9 protein-coding genes are annotated in these 14,747 nt (G+C 73.9%); 3 read left to right on the top strand and 6 right to left on the bottom strand.

What is annotated here, in order from left to right; all coding sequences use genetic code 11:
- From AB0D10_RS44710 to AB0D10_RS44685, 6 genes are all read right to left on the bottom strand, one after another.
- The coding region (locus AB0D10_RS44710) for an amino acid adenylation domain-containing protein (RefSeq protein ID WP_360268375.1) at positions 1 to 6,397 on the bottom strand (6,397 nt) is incomplete at its 3' end.
- Positions 6,398 to 6,482: 85 nt separating this feature from the next.
- Positions 6,483 to 7,292: an enoyl-CoA-hydratase DpgD gene (gene dpgD / locus AB0D10_RS44705; protein ID WP_360268372.1), complete on the bottom strand. Its 810-nt coding sequence runs from the start codon at positions 7,290 to 7,292 to the stop codon at positions 6,483 to 6,485.
- 86 nt (positions 7,293 to 7,378) lie between these two features.
- On the bottom strand, positions 7,379 to 8,647 hold the full coding sequence (gene dpgC / locus AB0D10_RS44700) for a (3,5-dihydroxyphenyl)acetyl-CoA 1,2-dioxygenase DpgC (protein WP_360268378.1): 1,269 nt from the start codon (positions 8,645 to 8,647) through the stop codon (positions 7,379 to 7,381).
- Positions 8,648 to 8,682: 35 nt separating this feature from the next.
- Positions 8,683 to 9,357 carry an enoyl-CoA-hydratase DpgB gene (gene dpgB / locus AB0D10_RS44695; RefSeq protein ID WP_360268369.1) on the bottom strand — a complete coding sequence of 225 codons (675 nt, stop codon included), beginning with the start codon at positions 9,355 to 9,357 and terminating at the stop codon, positions 8,683 to 8,685.
- Positions 9,358 to 9,434: 77 nt separating this feature from the next.
- Positions 9,435 to 10,517 (bottom strand): 3,5-dihydroxyphenylacetyl-CoA synthase DpgA, encoded by a 1,083-nt coding sequence (dpgA, locus tag AB0D10_RS44690; protein ID WP_360268366.1) that lies wholly within the window; start codon positions 10,515 to 10,517, stop codon positions 9,435 to 9,437.
- Positions 10,518 to 10,536: 19 nt separating this feature from the next.
- Positions 10,537 to 11,859, bottom strand: a complete 1,323-nt coding sequence (locus tag AB0D10_RS44685; protein ID WP_360268364.1) for a PLP-dependent aminotransferase family protein — start codon at positions 11,857 to 11,859, stop codon at positions 10,537 to 10,539.
- Positions 11,860 to 12,235: 376 nt separating this feature from the next.
- Between AB0D10_RS44685 and AB0D10_RS44680 the strand changes: the two genes are divergently transcribed.
- The 3 genes from AB0D10_RS44680 (at position 12,236) to AB0D10_RS44670 (ending at position 14,613) form a co-directional block, all read left to right on the top strand.
- On the top strand, positions 12,236 to 13,582 hold the full coding sequence (locus AB0D10_RS44680; RefSeq protein WP_360268361.1) for a cysteate synthase: 1,347 nt from the start codon (positions 12,236 to 12,238) through the stop codon (positions 13,580 to 13,582).
- Positions 13,583 to 13,653: 71 nt separating this feature from the next.
- Positions 13,654 to 14,280, top strand: coding sequence for a cysteine dioxygenase family protein (locus AB0D10_RS44675; protein WP_360268358.1), 627 nt, complete (start codon positions 13,654 to 13,656; stop codon positions 14,278 to 14,280).
- A gap of 120 nt (positions 14,281 to 14,400) precedes the next feature.
- Entirely contained in the window at positions 14,401 to 14,613 is a 213-nt protein-coding gene (locus AB0D10_RS44670) for an MbtH family protein (protein ID WP_360268356.1), read from the top strand.
- The last annotated feature ends 134 nt before the right edge of the window (positions 14,614 to 14,747 follow it).

Here is a 14,747-nt window from a genome sequence, read left to right as displayed (position 1 = left end):
CCGCCACCAGCGCCGGACGCCGCTCCCCCGACTCCCCCAGCCGCGCCGCGAGCCCCGCGACCGTCGGCGCCTCGAAGACCGCCCGGATCGGCACCTCCACACCCAGCACCGACCGCACCCGGCTCACCAGCCGCGTCGCCAGCAGGGAGTGACCGCCCAGCGCGAAGAAGTCCTCGTCGATGCCTACCTGGGTCAAGCCCAGGACGTCCGCGTAGACCCCGCACAACAGCTGCTCCTGCGGCGTGCGCGCGACGCGGCCGGTGGTCTGCGTGAACTGCGGCGCGGGCAGGGCCCGGCGGTCCAGCTTGCCGTTCGGGGTCAGCGGCATCGCGTCCAGCAGGACCAATGCGGCCGGGACCATGTAGTCCGGCAGCATCGCGGCGAGGTGCGCGTGCAGCTCGGATGTGTCGAGGCGCTCGGTCGGGACCGCGTAGCCGACCAGCCGCGCATCTCCCGGCTGGTCCTCACGGACGACGACCGCCGACTGCGCGACCCGCGGGTGACGCAGCAGCGCCGCCTCGATCTCGCCGAACTCGATGCGGTGGCCGCGCACCTTCACCTGGGTGTCGGCGCGGCCGACGAAGACCAGCTCACCCGCCGCGTTCCAGCGCGCGAGGTCGCCGGTGCGGTACATGCGCGTCCCGGCCGGACCGGACGGGTCGGCGACGAAACGCTCCGCCGTCAGCGCGGGGCGCTCGTGGTAGCCGCGGGCGAGGCCGTCGCCCGCCAGGTAGAGGTCGCCGATGACCCCGGCCGGGACAGGACGGAGGCGGCGGTCCAGCACGTGGACGCGGGTGTTGGCGATCGGCGCACCGATCGGCGGGGCGGAAGCGCAGGCCGCCGGGTCCACGCGCAGCGAGGTGGACCAGATGGTGGTCTCGGTCGGGCCGTAGAGGTTGGTGACCTCCCCGGCGGCGGTGAGGGCGGACGCCAGCGGGCCGGGCAGCGCCTCGCCGCCGACCAGGACGCGCAGCGCGGGCAGGGCGGCACCGGTCTCGCGGGCGTGCTCGACCACGGCCTGCCACAGGGAGGGCGTGGCCTGCACGACGGTCGTGCCGGTGCGGGCGAGCTGCGCGATCAGCGCGGCCGGGTCCACGACCGTGTCGCGGGGGGCCAGGTCCACGACGGCGCCGCTGACCAGCGGCAGGTAGAGCTCCAGTGCGGCGATGTCGAAGGAGATCGTCGTGACCGCCGTCCAGCGGTCCGCCTCGGTGAGCGGGAAGCGCAGCGCCATGTCGGCCAGGAAGTTGGCCAGGCTCGCGTGGGGCACCGAGACGCCCTTGGGGCGGCCGGTCGAGCCGGAGGTGTAGATCACGTAGGCGGGGTGGGCGGGCCGCAGTGGCGCGCGGCGGTCGGCGTCCGTGACCGGGGCGTCGGAGCACTCCCGCGCCGGGTCGCCGTCCAGCAGCAGCACCCGCGCCGGGTCCTGGTCGCCGAGCCGCTCGGCGGTCTCGGCGCAGGCGAGGACGAGGACGGGGGCCGCGTCGTCGAGGACGTAGCCGATGCGGTCGGCGGGGTACTCCGGGTCGACCGGCACATAGGCGCCGCCGGCCTTCAGCACGGCCAGCAGGGCGACCGGCAGGTCCGCGGTGCGCGGCAGCACGAGGGCGACGCGTTCCTCGGGCCCGACGCCACGCCGCACGAGCAGCCGGGCCAGGCGGTTGGCGCGGGCCTCCAGCTCGCCGTAGGAGATCACGGTGTCGCCGACGACCAGCGCGGTCGCCTCCGGTGTGCGGGCGGACTGCGCGCCGAACAGCTCCGGCAACAGCGCGGGCGCCGCCGGGCCGCCCGCGCTCCCCTGCGTCAGCAGGCGCTGCCGCTCCTCCGGGCCCAGCACGTCGAGGTCACCGACGGACGTCGCCGGGGCGTGGTCGAGCGCGGCGGCCAGCGCGGCGAGCGCCTGCTCGACCACAGCGGCGACGGACGCCGCGTCGATCGGCGCGGCGGCCTGGACGGAGCAGGTGAACGCGTCGGCGCGGTCGTCGACGGTCAGCGCGAGCGGGTAGTTGGTTCTGTCCTCCAGGTGGACCAGCTCGACACCGGGTAGCGCCTCGACCGTGCCAGCGCGCAGCGCGAAGCCGTGCGCGTGACGGTAGTTGAGCAGCGCGGTGAAGAGAGGCGCGGTGCCCTCGACGGCCGAGGCCCGCTGAGCGAGCGACAGCGGCGCGTACTCGTGGGCGATCAGGGCGGCGAGCTGGGTCTGCGTCTCCCGTACCGCGTCGGCCACCGCCACGGCGCCGGTGGCCTGGCGGACGGGCAGGGTGTTGATGAAGAGCCCCGGGACGTTGCCACCACCGGCCGCCCGGCCGAACAGCACGGTGCCGAACACGACGTCGTCCTGGTTGGCGGTGGCCGCGAGGACGCGGGCCCAGGCGAGGTGGAACAGCGCGGCGGCGCTGACTCCGTGGCGGCGCGCCAGGGCGCGAAGGCGCTCGGCGTGCTCGCCCTCGACGGGGAAGGCCGCCTCGGTGAGACCGCCCGTGTCGCCGCGCACGTCCAGCACGCCGAACGGCGCGGTGGGCTCGGTCACGTCGCCGAGCAGCTCGGCGAAGTAGCGCTCGTGGTCCGCGTCCTGGAGGCCCAGGCGGGCCTGGGCGACGAAGTCGCGGTAGGGCGCGGGCGCGGGCAGTCGGTCCGCCTCGCCCGCGAGGAGCGCCTGCACCTCGGCGAGCAGCACGGCCAGAGCGGTGTTGTCGACGACGAGGTGGTGCTGCCGGAGCAGCAGCAGCCACCGGCCGGTTCCGGGTTCGGCGGCGACATGGCCGCGCAGCAGCGGGGCGCTGCCGAGGTCCATGGTGTCGGGGCAGGCGGCGAGGAGCCGCTGCACCGCGTCGCCCTCGGCATCCTGGGCCGCCGCGAGGTCGATCTCCTCGACCGGGAGGGTGACGTGGCGGGCGACGACCTGGACCGGCTCGGGCAGGCCCTCCCACAGCACGGCGGTGCGCAGCACGTCGTGGCGGTCGACGACGGACCGCAGCGCACCGAGGAAGCCGTCGAGCCGCTCGCGGCCGTCGAAGGCCAGCACCACGGGCAGGACGTAGACGTCGCGGCCCTCGGCGGCCATCCGGTGGTGGAAGAGGATGCCCTCCTGGAGGGGCGCCAGCGGGTAGACGTCCGCGATGTTGGCGGCGCCGCCCGGGATCGCCTCCGCGATCCGGTCGATCTGGTCCTGCGTCAGCGACACCAGCGGCAGCATCTCCGGCGTGATCCGCCGCGCGTCGGCGGGGACGAGGTTCGGCGGGACGGCCACGCCATCGCCATCGCCACCGCCGTCGACCGTGGCGATGGCGGCCAGCCCGGCGACGGTGGGCGCGCCGAACAGTGCGCGCACGTCCACGCCTATGCCGCGCGAGCGCAGCCGCTCCACCAACGACACGGCCAGCAGCGAGTGGCCGCCCAGGGCGAAGAAGCTGTCGTCGATGCCGACGCGGTCGACGCCGAGGACCTGCTCGAAGACCTCGCACAGAACCTTCTCGCGCGGCGTCGAGGGCGCACGGTAGCCGGTGGCGGCGGTGAACTCCGGTGCGGGCAGGGCCAGTCGGTCGATCTTTCCGCTCGGGGTCAGCGGGAGCTCCTCCAGCGCCACGACGGCGCTGGGCACCATGGCGTCGGTGACTGTGGTGGCCAGGTGGGCGCGGATCTCCTCCGGCGCGACCTGTGCGCCGTCCTCGCGCACGATGTAGCCGACCAGGCGGGGGTCGCCCGCGCGGTCCTCGCGGACGACGGCGGTGGCGCGCCGCACGCCGGGGTGGGCGCAGAGCGCGGCCTCGACCTCACCGAGCTCGACGCGCTGGCCGCGCACCTTGACCTGCGCGTCCGTGCGGCCGAGGAGCTCGAGGGCCCCCTGGTCGCTCCAGCGCGCCAGGTCGCCGGTGCGGTACAGCCGCGCACCGGGGGTGCCGAACGGGTCGGCGACGAAGCACCCGGCGGTCAGCGCCGGGCGGCGCAGGTAGCCGCGGGAGAGGGCGTCGCCGCCGACGTAGAGCTCGCCGGTGGCGCCGGCCGGGACGGGACGCAGCGCGGCGTCGAGGACGTGGACGTCGATGTTGTCCAGCGGCAGGCCGATGGGCTGCCGCTCGGCGTCGACCTCGCCGGTGACAGCGTCACCGCTGATCTCGGAGGCGCCGTAGTAGTTGGCGAGGCGGGCGTGCGGGAGCTCCTCGGCGAAGCGGGCGGCGAGGTGGGCGGGGATGGTCTCACCGGTCGTCACCCACAGCTCGCAGGTGGCCAGTCGCTCCGGGCCGGCGATGTCGAGCAGGGCCGCGAGCAGGCTCGGGACGAGCATGATGCGGCCGACTCCGTGGCGTTCGATCAGCGCGGCGAGCGCGACGGGGTCCTTGGCCTGCTCGCTGTCGGCGAGGACGAGGCCCTCGCCGTGCAGCAGCGAGCCGAGGATCTCGGTGGAGCCGTCGACGAAGCTCATCGAGCTCTTGGCGAGCGCCGGGCGGCCGGGCCGGTAGGGGTCGCGCTGGGCGATGGCGGCCAGGTGGTTGATCTCGGCGGCGTGGACGCCGACGACGCCCTTGGGCCGGCCGGTCGAGCCGGAGGTGTAGACGGTGTGGACGGGGTGCTCGGGACGCAGCGGCGCTCGGCGCTCGGCGTCGGTGAGGTCGGCGGCCTGACGGTCCGCCACGTCGGCCACGACGGCAGGCGCGTCCAGCGCCAGGGTCGCGACGTCGGTGTCCGCAAGAGCGGAGGCCGTCTCGGCGACGGTCAGCGCGAGGACGGGGCGGGCGTCACCGAGCATGTAGCGGACGCGCTCGGCGGGCCAGGCCGGGTCCACGGGCAGGTAGGCGGCCCCGGCCTTCAGCACCGCCAGCAGTGCCACGACCAGCTCGGGCGAGCGGGGCAGGGCGAGGGCGACCAGGTCCTCCGGGCCGACGCCGCGCTCGACGAGCAGGCGGGCGAGCCGGTTGGAGCGGGCGTTGAGGGAGGCGTAGTCGACGGCCTCGTCGCGGCAGACCAGGGCGGTCGCCTCGGGCGTACGGGCTGCGCGCTCCTCGAAGGCGGCGGTCAGGGTGGTGGCCGGCCGCTCGACACGCCGCCCGGTGCCCAGCGTCAGCGCGGCCCGCGCGTCGGCGTCCGCCGCGAGCCCGATGCGGCCGAGCGGCGTCTCCGGAGCCTGGTCGGCGAGGGCGTCGAGGACGCGCAGGAAGGTGTCGGCGTGGCCGGGCAGCTCCTCGGCCGAGTACAGGGCCGGGTTGCCGTTGACGACGAGCCGACCGCCCGCGCCCGCGCGGTGGTCGTAGAGGATGAAGGCCAGGTCCTCGACCAGCCCGTTGCCGAGGTTGCGGAAGGTGGCCCGGTGCCCGGCGAAGGTCATGTCGTCGCGGTCGAAGGACATGACGTTGACGCTCGGCCCGACCAGCGCACCGCTGACCGGGACCCCGAGCTCACGCCGCATGTCCTCGTAGCGGAACAGCTGGTGACGCAGCGCCTCGCGCATCGTCTTCGAGGTCTGGCGGACGTACTCGCGCACGCTCAGTTCGGGACGCGGGGAGAGCCGGATCGGCAGGACGTTGGCCGTCATCGCCACCGAGCGGCGCTGCAGCGCCGTCGTGCGGCCGGCGACGGGCAGGCCGAGGACGACCTCCTCGGCGCCGGTCAGCCGGGCGAGGTGGAGGGCGGCCGCAGCCGCGGCCAGCACGGGCAGGCCGGTACCGAAGCCGCGGGCGGCAGCGCGCAGCCGGTCGGCGTGCTCGACGGCGATCGGGCGCTCGTGGCGCACGTGGCGGTGGCCTGCGGGGGCGTGGCGCCCGGCGAGGGTGACCGGCTCGGGGCGGTCGGCGAGAAGCCCGGTCCAATAGGCGCGGTCGGCCTCGAACTTCTCGGAGGCGCGGTAGTCGAGGTCCTCGTCGAGCAGGGAGCGGAAGGTGGGCAGCGGGGCGCCGAGGTCGTCGCTGCCTGTGGCGAGGGCGGAGTAGATCTCGGCCACGCGGGCGGAGGCGAGCGAGCCGGCGTAGCCGTCGCAGGCGATGTGGTGAGCGCGCTGGTACCAGAAGAAGCGGTCCGGTCCGGCGGGGAACAGGGCCAGCGCGGTGGTCGGGTCCTGGGCCAGGTCGACCGGGCGGGCGAGGTCGGCGCGGATCCAGCGCTCGACGACGGCCTCGGGGTCACTCTCGGCGCTCACGTCCTGCACGTGGAGCAACACGCCCTCGTCGGAGGCGGGGAACTGGCACACCTCCCCGGCCTCGACGCGGTACCGCATCCGCAGGCCGTCGGCCTCCGTCGCCATCTGACGCACCGCCTGCTCGAACAGGGCGGCGTCGACCGGACCGTGGATCTCCACGCACTCGGCGACCTGGTTCGCCGGGTTGGCGGGGTCCAGTAGCTGGCCGAACCAGACGCCCGCCTGGGCGGCGGTCAGCGGCCAGGTGGCGGGGGTGGTGTCCGACATGGTGAGTGCTCCGGTTCGTGTCAGGTGCGAGTCTGTGCGGTGCGGCGGTCCGGGCCGCGGCGAGGTGGCGGACGGCAGCCGGCCGTCAGCGGCCCTGCCAGCGCGGCGGGCGCTTCTCGACGAAGGCGCGCGGGCCCTCGTCGGCGTCCTCGCTGTGCATGCGGCGCTCCTCCCACGGGAACCGGGTCCGGAACGCCTGCTGGAGCGGCATCGTGGCGGCGGCCGCGGCGGCCTGCTTCACGGCACGCACGGCCAGCGGCGCGCAGCCGAGGATGTCGGTGACCCAGGCGTCGACGGCGGTGTCGAGGTCCGCGGCGGGGACGACCTCGTTGACCAGGCCCAGCTCGTAGGCGCGACCGGCGGTCATCGGGCGGCCGCTGATCAGGTGGCCGAGCGCGACGCGGTACGGTGCCTGCCGGGTGAGCCGGAACACGCCGCCCGCTCCGGCGATCAGCCCGAGCTTCGCCTCGGTCAGGGCGAAGGTGGCGGTGTCGGCGGCCACGATGACGTCGCAGGCGAGGGCGAGTTCGAAGCCGCCGCCGAAAGCCGCGCCGTTGACCCGGGCGACGACCGGCTTGGCGAGCTCGAAGCGCTCGGTCAGCCGGGGCCAGCCGGGCTTGCCGCGGCTGCCGAAGGTGGAGGGAGCGTTGCTGCCCTCCTCGATGCGGGCGGCGAGCTCCCTGAGGTCCTGCCCGGCGGAGAAGGCGCGATCCCCGGCTCCGGTGAGGACGGCCAGCCACAGCTCGTCGTCGGCCTCGAAGTCGTCCCAGACGAAGGCGAGTTCCTCGTGCATGCGCAGGTCCAGCGCGTTGGCGCGGTCGGGCCGGTCGAGGGTCACGTGGGCGACACGGCCGCGCTTCTCGTAGCGCACGCGGGTGAGGTCGGCGGCTTCCATCTGCTGTCCTGCCTGGTGAAGGAGAGGTGGGGCCGGGAGCCCGACGGGGGTTCGGGCTCCCGGAGCGGTACGGGTCGGTGCGGCCCTCAGACCGAGAAGCGGCCGACCTTGCCGATGACGTCCGCGCTGTACAGGCGCAGCGCCTGCTGCATCGCGAACTCGGCCATGTAGACCCGGAACTGCTCCGGCGACTCCTCCGCGAGGTTGAGCATCCGCCGGTTGGTGGTCACGGCGGGGCCGTCGAGGCGGGCGAGGGACTCGGCGACGGCCCGGTCCATCCGGTCGGGTTCCACGACCTCGTCGACGAGCAGGCGCGCGTCGGGCTCGGAGGCGTGCAGGCGGCGTCCCCAGAGCACGACCTGACGGGAGACCCGGCCGCCGGCGAGCCGCCCGAGGCGGAGATTGGCGGCCCCGGGGACGATGCCCTCCTGGGCGGCGGGGACGGTGATGTAGGAGTCGGCCGCGGCGATCACCCGGTCGAAGACCATGAGGAGTTGGGCGCCGCCGCCGATGGCGAAGGTGTCGACGGCCGCCACCCAGGGCTTCTCGACGACCGGAGTGTGCCAGGCGCCGTCGTGGTCGACCCGCAGGCCGCGGAAGATCTTGTTGATGTAGCCGATCTCGCGGCGCAGCAGGAAGTCGACGAGCGAGATGTCGCCGCTGTGCAGGCTCTTGAGGTTGATGCCCGCGCTGAAGACCCGGCGGCCGCGGTAGCGCGGGTGAGTCATCTCGCCGCCGCGCAGCACGCCCGCGCGCACGCCCGGGTCGAGCAGGGCGAGGTCGACGGCCGTCTCCATGTCGTCGACCTGGCGGTTGTCCTCGGCGTTGAGGCAGTCGGGCCGGGTCATGGTCAGGTGCGCGGCGCCGTCGCGGCGGGCCAGGTGCACCGAGCCGAGGTCGAGTTCACCGGTCTCCAGGAACTCCGGCAGCAGCTTCAGGGCCCGCTCGGTGGGCAGGGCCATGGTGTCGACGAGGTGGCGCCCGGCGACGGGCGAGCGCAGCACGGCGCGCAGGAAGAGGCCGTGGTCGATCTCGTGGCCCTCCTTCTCCGCCTGGAGACGGCCGCGCTCGCAGGCCAGCTGCTCGGCGGTGGGCACCAGGCCGGGCCACTCCTCGGCCGCGGCCGCGACCAGCTCGGGCAGGCGCGGGTGGAGCGTGAGGTCCGCGGTGAGACGGCGGTAGACGGCCTCGGCGTACTGGTCGAGGAACCGGGCGCGCGCGCTGCGGGCGGCGTTCTTCGCGTCGGCGGCGGCTTCGCACTGCTGCCGGTCGCGCTCGGCGGGAACGGGCAGGGCGGCGAGGACGGCATCGGTCCGCTCGGCGATCCGGGCCAACTCCCGCGCGGCCCGGGCCAGGCCGTCCTCCTTCCGGGCGAGCGCAACCGGCGCGGTCACGAGGCTGCCCCGACGGCGCGCAGCGTGCGGTCGCAGGCGGCGAGGTGACGGCCGAGCGCCTCCTCGTAGCTGGTCGTGCTCGCGTCGAGCATCAGCTGGCGGCGGATGCCCGTGCCGGCGCCGCCCGTCAGCTTCGCGAGCACGGGGGCGAGGGCCGCGGCCGGGTCGGCGACGAGCTCGTCGAAAAGGTGCAGGGCGTAGGCGCGTTCGGCCCCGATGGCCTCGCCGAACAGCACGGCGCGCCGGGTGGCGGCGACACCGGCCTGGTTGGCGAGCCGGTAGAGGGCCATACCGGGCCAGACCTCGACGGGCGAGGCGTCATCGGTGTCGGCGCCGGCGAGCGGCACGAGCCGGGCGTCAGGGGTGGCGATGCGTACGTCGGTGGCGAGCAGCACGTCCAGGGCGGTGCCACCGCAGTCGCCGGTGACCAGGGCGACGGTGGGCACGGCCAGCTTCTCCAGCCGACGCACGGCCCGCTCCCACTTGTTGACCAGCGGCAGCGGCACGTCCACCCGGGTGGCCGGGGCGCCGGTGAGGGCGACGACCAGCGGCGTGGCCGCGCCGGTGGCATCCTCGGCGGCGTCGCAGAGCGCGCCCAGGGCCTGGACGGTCGCAGGGGTCAGCGGCTGGCTGCCGTCGAGCGTCAGCTGTGGCTCGGGGATGCTGTTCATGAGGGTGTGGCCTTCGTGCTCGGGAAGGGGATGCGGGGGTTCTGCGGGCGCGGTCGGCCGGCCGGGGCCTGGCCGGGTCACCACCGGACGAGGGCGGTCTCGATCGTCGAGCCGGGGCCCATGGTCATCAGCACGCAGTGGTCGCCGGGTTCGACGACCTGCTCCTGGAGCAGGCGCTCGTAGGAGAAGAGGAACGAGCCGCTGGAGAGGTTGCCGTAGTCGCGCAGCACCCCGGTGGTGTGGCGGACGTCGTGGCGGGTCAGGCCGAGGTTGACGCCCACGGCGTCGATGACCTTCTTGCCGCCGGAGTGCACCAGCCACTGCCGGATGTCGCTGCGCCGCAGGCCGGTGCCGGCGAGCAGCCGGTCGACGACGCGTTCGGCGTGGGCGCCGACGACGTAGGGGACCTGGGGGTCCAGGTAGAAGCTGAACCGGTCCTGGGTGTCGTCCCAGTCGTAGCGCATCGCGTCAACCGCGTCGGTGATGATGTGGCTCGCGAACTTGAGGATCCGCGGGCCCTCGGCGTGCGCGAGCGGCAGCTCGGGCTCACCGGACATCAGGGCGACCGCAGCGGCGCCGTCGCCGAAGAGGCTGTTGACGACGGAGGTGCGCATGGTGCCGTCGAAGACGTAGGCCGCCGAGCATGCCTCGGCGCAGACCATGACCGCCAGGCCGCCGGGGTTGGCACGGGACCAGCCGTTGACGGCGTTCAGGGCGTTGAGGCCGGCGTTGCAGCCCATGCCGACCACGTCGAGGCGGCTGGTGTGCGGGTCGATGCCCAGCTCGCGGATGATCAGGGCGCTCAGCCCCGGGGTGAGGAAGCCGGTCGTGGTGACGCAGCACAGGTAGCCGATGTCGGACAGGTCCGCGCCGGTCTGCTTGAGCAGGTCCTGGACGGCGCGCACGCCCATGTCGACGGCGTGGGTCCTGTGCTTGGCGAGCAGCTGCCCCTGAGCCTCCATCACCCTTGTGCCTCCGGGGCCTTCGGGCGGCAGGGTCAGGTGGCGGCGGTCGATGGCGCTGTTGAGGAAGACGGACCGGACGCGGGGGTCCTCGATCCGGAAGATGTCCAGGAGTTCCGCCTGGGAGTACGAGGTCTCCGGCACGGCGGTGCTGACCGCGACGATGCGGGCCAGGCCGGCCGTGGTGGTGTTCGTCATCGGTGGGTCCGTCCCGTCGTCAGTTGTGCTGCTGGTCACGGACGAACCGGGCCAGCCGGTCCAGGCCCGTCTCGATCTCCTCCGGCCGCAGGTGGCTGAAGGAGAGCCGCATGACGTTCCGGGGGCGGGTGTCGGCGTAGAAGTGGTGCACCGGCGTCCACAGCACCCCGTACGTCGAGGCGCACCGTTCCAGCAGGTCGTCCCCGGCCAGGAAGGGGACGGTGAGCAGCAGGAAGAAGCCGCCCGCGGGGGCGTTCCAGCTGACCCCGGGTACGTCGCCGAAGCGGCGCTCCAGCCCGGCGAGCATCCGGGTGAGGTTGTCGCGGTAGGTGGCGATCTCCCGGACGTTGGCGTCGCGCAGGCTGCACCCGTGGGCCAGCAGCTTGCCGCCGATGACGGCCTGGGCGATCGGCGAGGTGTTCACCGTCAGCATGCTCTTGACCTTGGCCAGCTGGTCCGCGAGCGTGCCGGCCCGGCCATCGCCGTCGGTGACGCGCTGGTCCGCCAGCACGTAGCCGACGCGGGCGCCCGGCAGACCGGTCTTGGCGAAGCTGCCGAGGTAGACCACGCGGGCGGCGGTGTCCAGGGCCTTGAGGGTGGGCGGCCCGTCCGGGTCGCCGAACAGCCCGTAGGGGTTGTCCTCCAGGAGGAGCAGGTCCTCCTCGGCGGCGATGCGCAGCAACCGGCGGCGCGTCTCCAGGCTCATCCGGGTGCCGCTGGGGTTGGCGAAGTCGGGGATCACGTAGCAGGCACGGGGGTTGCGGCCCTCGGCCTTGACCCCGCGGATCCTCGCCACCAGGTCGTCCAGGTCGATGCCGTCGGCCGCGTCGCGGACGGGCACCAGCGTCATGTCGACCAGCCCGGCGGCCCCGTGCACGCCGACGTAGCTGGGCGCGACGGCGAGCAGCACGTCGCGCTCGTCGCGGCGCAGGGCTCGCAGGGTCAGGTACAGGGCCTCCTGGCAACCGACGGTGACGACGAGGTCCTGCGGGTCCGCGGTGATGCCCTCGTCGAGGCGCAGGTGCTCGGCGACCAGTTCGTGGATGACGCCCTTGGTACGGCCGTACTGGAGCACGGTGCGGCGCACGCTCTCCTCGTCGCCGCCCAGGCGCTCGGTCAGGTGCCGCCGGTACAGCGACAGGTGGCGCGGGAGGTCGTCGAGGTCGAAGAAGCCCTCGTACGGCCGCCCGGCGGCGAGCGAGACCGCCTCGGGGTAGCGCAGCGCGATCTCGTTGAGGAAGTTCATCGACTCGCTCACGGGCGAGGCGAGAGATGCATGAAGATCGCCGATCAGCAACTCTGCGTAGTCGGCGGCGATGCCGTCGGCGGATCGGGGACCCATGATCATTTCCTTTGCTTGCTTCGAGGGACGTCAGTGATCCGGACAGTAGCGGCCCGGGAGCAGCGGCGACAGTCGCCCACCGGAGCCCGGATTCGAGCCCAAATGCCCTGCTGGCATGGCCATTTGAGCTGGTTGGCGGCCATTCTCCGGCAGCCTGGGCGACGGAAATTGATCTTCCGTTCAGATGATCTTCATACGCTCGATGGCTCTGGACGGGATTCCTCCGAAGAGCACAGGCTAGGTTGACAACTGCCACGGTGCGTGACCGCTGCGCGTCCCGCTCGACCGACGCCGCGCCACGCCGGGGGTCCGCGCACTCCGGACCCCCGACGCACCCCCTGTGAAGCACCCCTGATCCCCAAGGCGACTGGTAACCATGCCCGCTGACCGACTGCCACAGACCGACGCCGGTCACTACCGGCTCGTCTGCTGCGAATGCGGCGACCGCCGCGACGACGACGGGACGGCTCTGGCCTGTCCCGCCCCCCACGGCGCCTCCCTGCTGCGAACCGAGTACGCCCGAGCCGGGTTCGCACCGGACGACCGGGCGACAGGCGTCTACCGCTACCACCGGTGGCTGCCGGTGCGCCGGAGCCTGCCGGACACCGGACGCACCGTCGTCCGGCGCGCCGAGCGGCTCGGCGCGAAGCTCGGCCTGCGCGAGCTGTGGATCGCCTTCAACGGCTACCACCCCGAGTGGGGAGCCGACCTGACCACCTGTTCGTTCAAGGAGCTGGAGGCCGCCACCGTCCTGGGCAGGCTGCCGGAGTCGGCCGGCACCCTGGTCGTCGCCTCGGCCGGGAACACCGCCGCCGCCTTCGCCGAGCTCTGCTCACGGCACGACGTCCCCGTCGTCGTGGTGGTGCCGCAGAGCGCGCTCGGACAGCTGCGCTCACGCACCTCCTACGGTCCGTCGGTGCGGCTCGTCGCCGTGGCCGACGCCGAGTACGCCGACGCGATCGCCCTGGCGGACGCGGTCGCCGTGCTGCCGGGATTCACCGCGGAAGGCGGCACCCGCAACGTCGGCCGACGTGACGGCCTCGGCACGGTCATGCTCGCCGCCTACGAGGAGCTGGGCCGGCTGCCCGATGTCTACGTGCAGGCTGTCGGCAGCGGGGCCGGGGCGATCGCCGCCCACGAGGCCGCCCTGCGGCTGCGATGTACCGGCGGCGAGCAGGCCGGGCCGCTCCCCCGTCTCGTCCTCGCCCAGAACTCCTGCTTCGCCCCCGTCCACACCGCCTGGCACACCGGTGTCCGGCCCTGGGAGGGCACCGACCGCGAACCGGAGGCGGTCCACCGGGCGTTCGCCCCGGAGCTGACCAACCGCCGCCCGCCGTACGACGTCGCGGGTGGACTGGCCGACGCGCTGCGGGAGAGCCGCGGCGACGTACTGACCGAGGACGCCGCTGCCGCCCGCGCCGCCATGGACGCGTTCGCCGAACTGGAGGGCGTCGACATCGTACCCCCGGCGGGCGTCGCGCTTGCCGCCCTGCGCTCGGCCCTGAGGGACGGTCGGGTCGACCCCGGAGCCACCGTCCTGCTCAACATCACGGGCGGCGGCCGGGCCCGCTACCGCCGTGAACACCGCCTGGAGGCCAATGCGCCGACGCTGGTCGTCCCGCGCGAGGCCGCCCACGACGCAGGGTCGGTCGCCGAGATCGCGGCCGCGCTCAGCCGGACCACGGCGACGGGCCGTCAGCCCGCGCTCCTCACCGGCCCGTAGACCCCACGGTGCCCGGCCACCCTGCCCGTCCCACCTCAGCCGACACCCCAGCGCCGAGGAGCGGTTCCGCCATGTCCCTCGTCTCCACACCCTCACCCCAGCACCACGGAGCGCCCGCGCAGCCCGCCCCGGGCCACGCGCCCGTTCCCGCCACCGCGCCCGGCGCGTCGCCGCGGACGGTCGAGCTCGTCGAGGTCCTCACCCGGGCGGTACGCGCCGCCCCCTTGACCGAGCCGGCCGACCGCACCGCCGAACGGGTCGCCCTCCGCCTCGCCGGCTTCCTGCACCACCCGGATCTGCTCGCCGCCGAACACCTGCAGCCCGACCCGTCGCACTACCGGCAGCACGTCCTGCACGTGGACCCGCAGGGCCGGTTCTCCCTCGTCGCCCTGGTCTGGCTGCCCGGCCAGGCGACTCCGCTCCACGACCACACGACATGGTGCGTCGTGGGCACCTACCGCGGGACCGAGGAGGAGACGAGCTACCGCTTCAACCGGCACGCCAACGGCAGCTCCGGCCTGAAGCCGGTCGCGACGACGGTCAACCCGCCGGGCACCGTCACGTACCTGACCCCACCGGGCGACATCCACCTGGTCCGCAACGGCGGCGACGACCTCGCGGTCTCGCTCCACGTATACGGCACCGACGTCCGGCGCCACGGCAGCAGCATCCGCCGCCGCTACGACCTCCCCAGCTGAAGCAAGTTCACCTGACGGACAGGCCGGGGCCTTGCTTCGTTCGCCGCTGTCGATCATGGTCTGTCATGGTCGGCCGGTGAACACTACCGCGCCGACCACCAACCTGAAAGGAACCCACCCATGGCCAATCCCTTCGAGGACGCCGATGGCGTCTACCTGGTTCTCGTCAACGAGGAGAACCAGCACTCGCTCTGGCCCGCCTTCATCGACGTCCCGGCCGGCTGGACCACCGCCCACGGTCCCGACAACCGCCAGGCCTGCGTCGACTACGTCGAGTCGAACTGGACCGACATGCGTCCCGCGAGCCTCGTCGCCGCCATGGCCGAGGCCTGAGCGGCACACCGATCCACGCTGCGCCGTCGCACAGGCGCACCCGCCCGAATACCCGACACTTCTCTTCCGTCGGGCAGAAATCGGAGGAAAGACCATGCGTAACCTCAAGAAGGCCGCCGTCCTGTCCCTGGCCG

The sequence above is a fragment of the Kitasatospora sp. NPDC048545 genome, assembly GCF_040651155.1.
Taxonomy (GTDB): Bacteria; Actinomycetota; Actinomycetes; order Streptomycetales; family Streptomycetaceae; genus Kitasatospora.
This window is presented reverse-complemented; position numbering and strand designations above follow the sequence as displayed.

Coding starts and splice junctions, on each gene's coding strand:
- dpgB (WP_360268369.1), bottom strand. CDS start 9,357: ATGAACAGCATCCCCGAGCCACAGCTGACGCTCGACGGCAGCCAGCCG.
- dpgD (WP_360268372.1), bottom strand. CDS start 7,292: ATGGAAGCCGCCGACCTCACCCGCGTGCGCTACGAGAAGCGCGGCCGT.
- AB0D10_RS44680 (WP_360268361.1), top strand. CDS start 12,236: ATGCCCGCTGACCGACTGCCACAGACCGACGCCGGTCACTACCGGCTC.
- AB0D10_RS44670 (WP_360268356.1), top strand. CDS start 14,401: ATGGCCAATCCCTTCGAGGACGCCGATGGCGTCTACCTGGTTCTCGTC.
- dpgA (WP_360268366.1), bottom strand. CDS start 10,517: ATGACGAACACCACCACGGCCGGCCTGGCCCGCATCGTCGCGGTCAGC.
- AB0D10_RS44675 (WP_360268358.1), top strand. CDS start 13,654: ATGTCCCTCGTCTCCACACCCTCACCCCAGCACCACGGAGCGCCCGCG.
- AB0D10_RS44685 (WP_360268364.1), bottom strand. CDS start 11,859: ATGGGTCCCCGATCCGCCGACGGCATCGCCGCCGACTACGCAGAGTTG.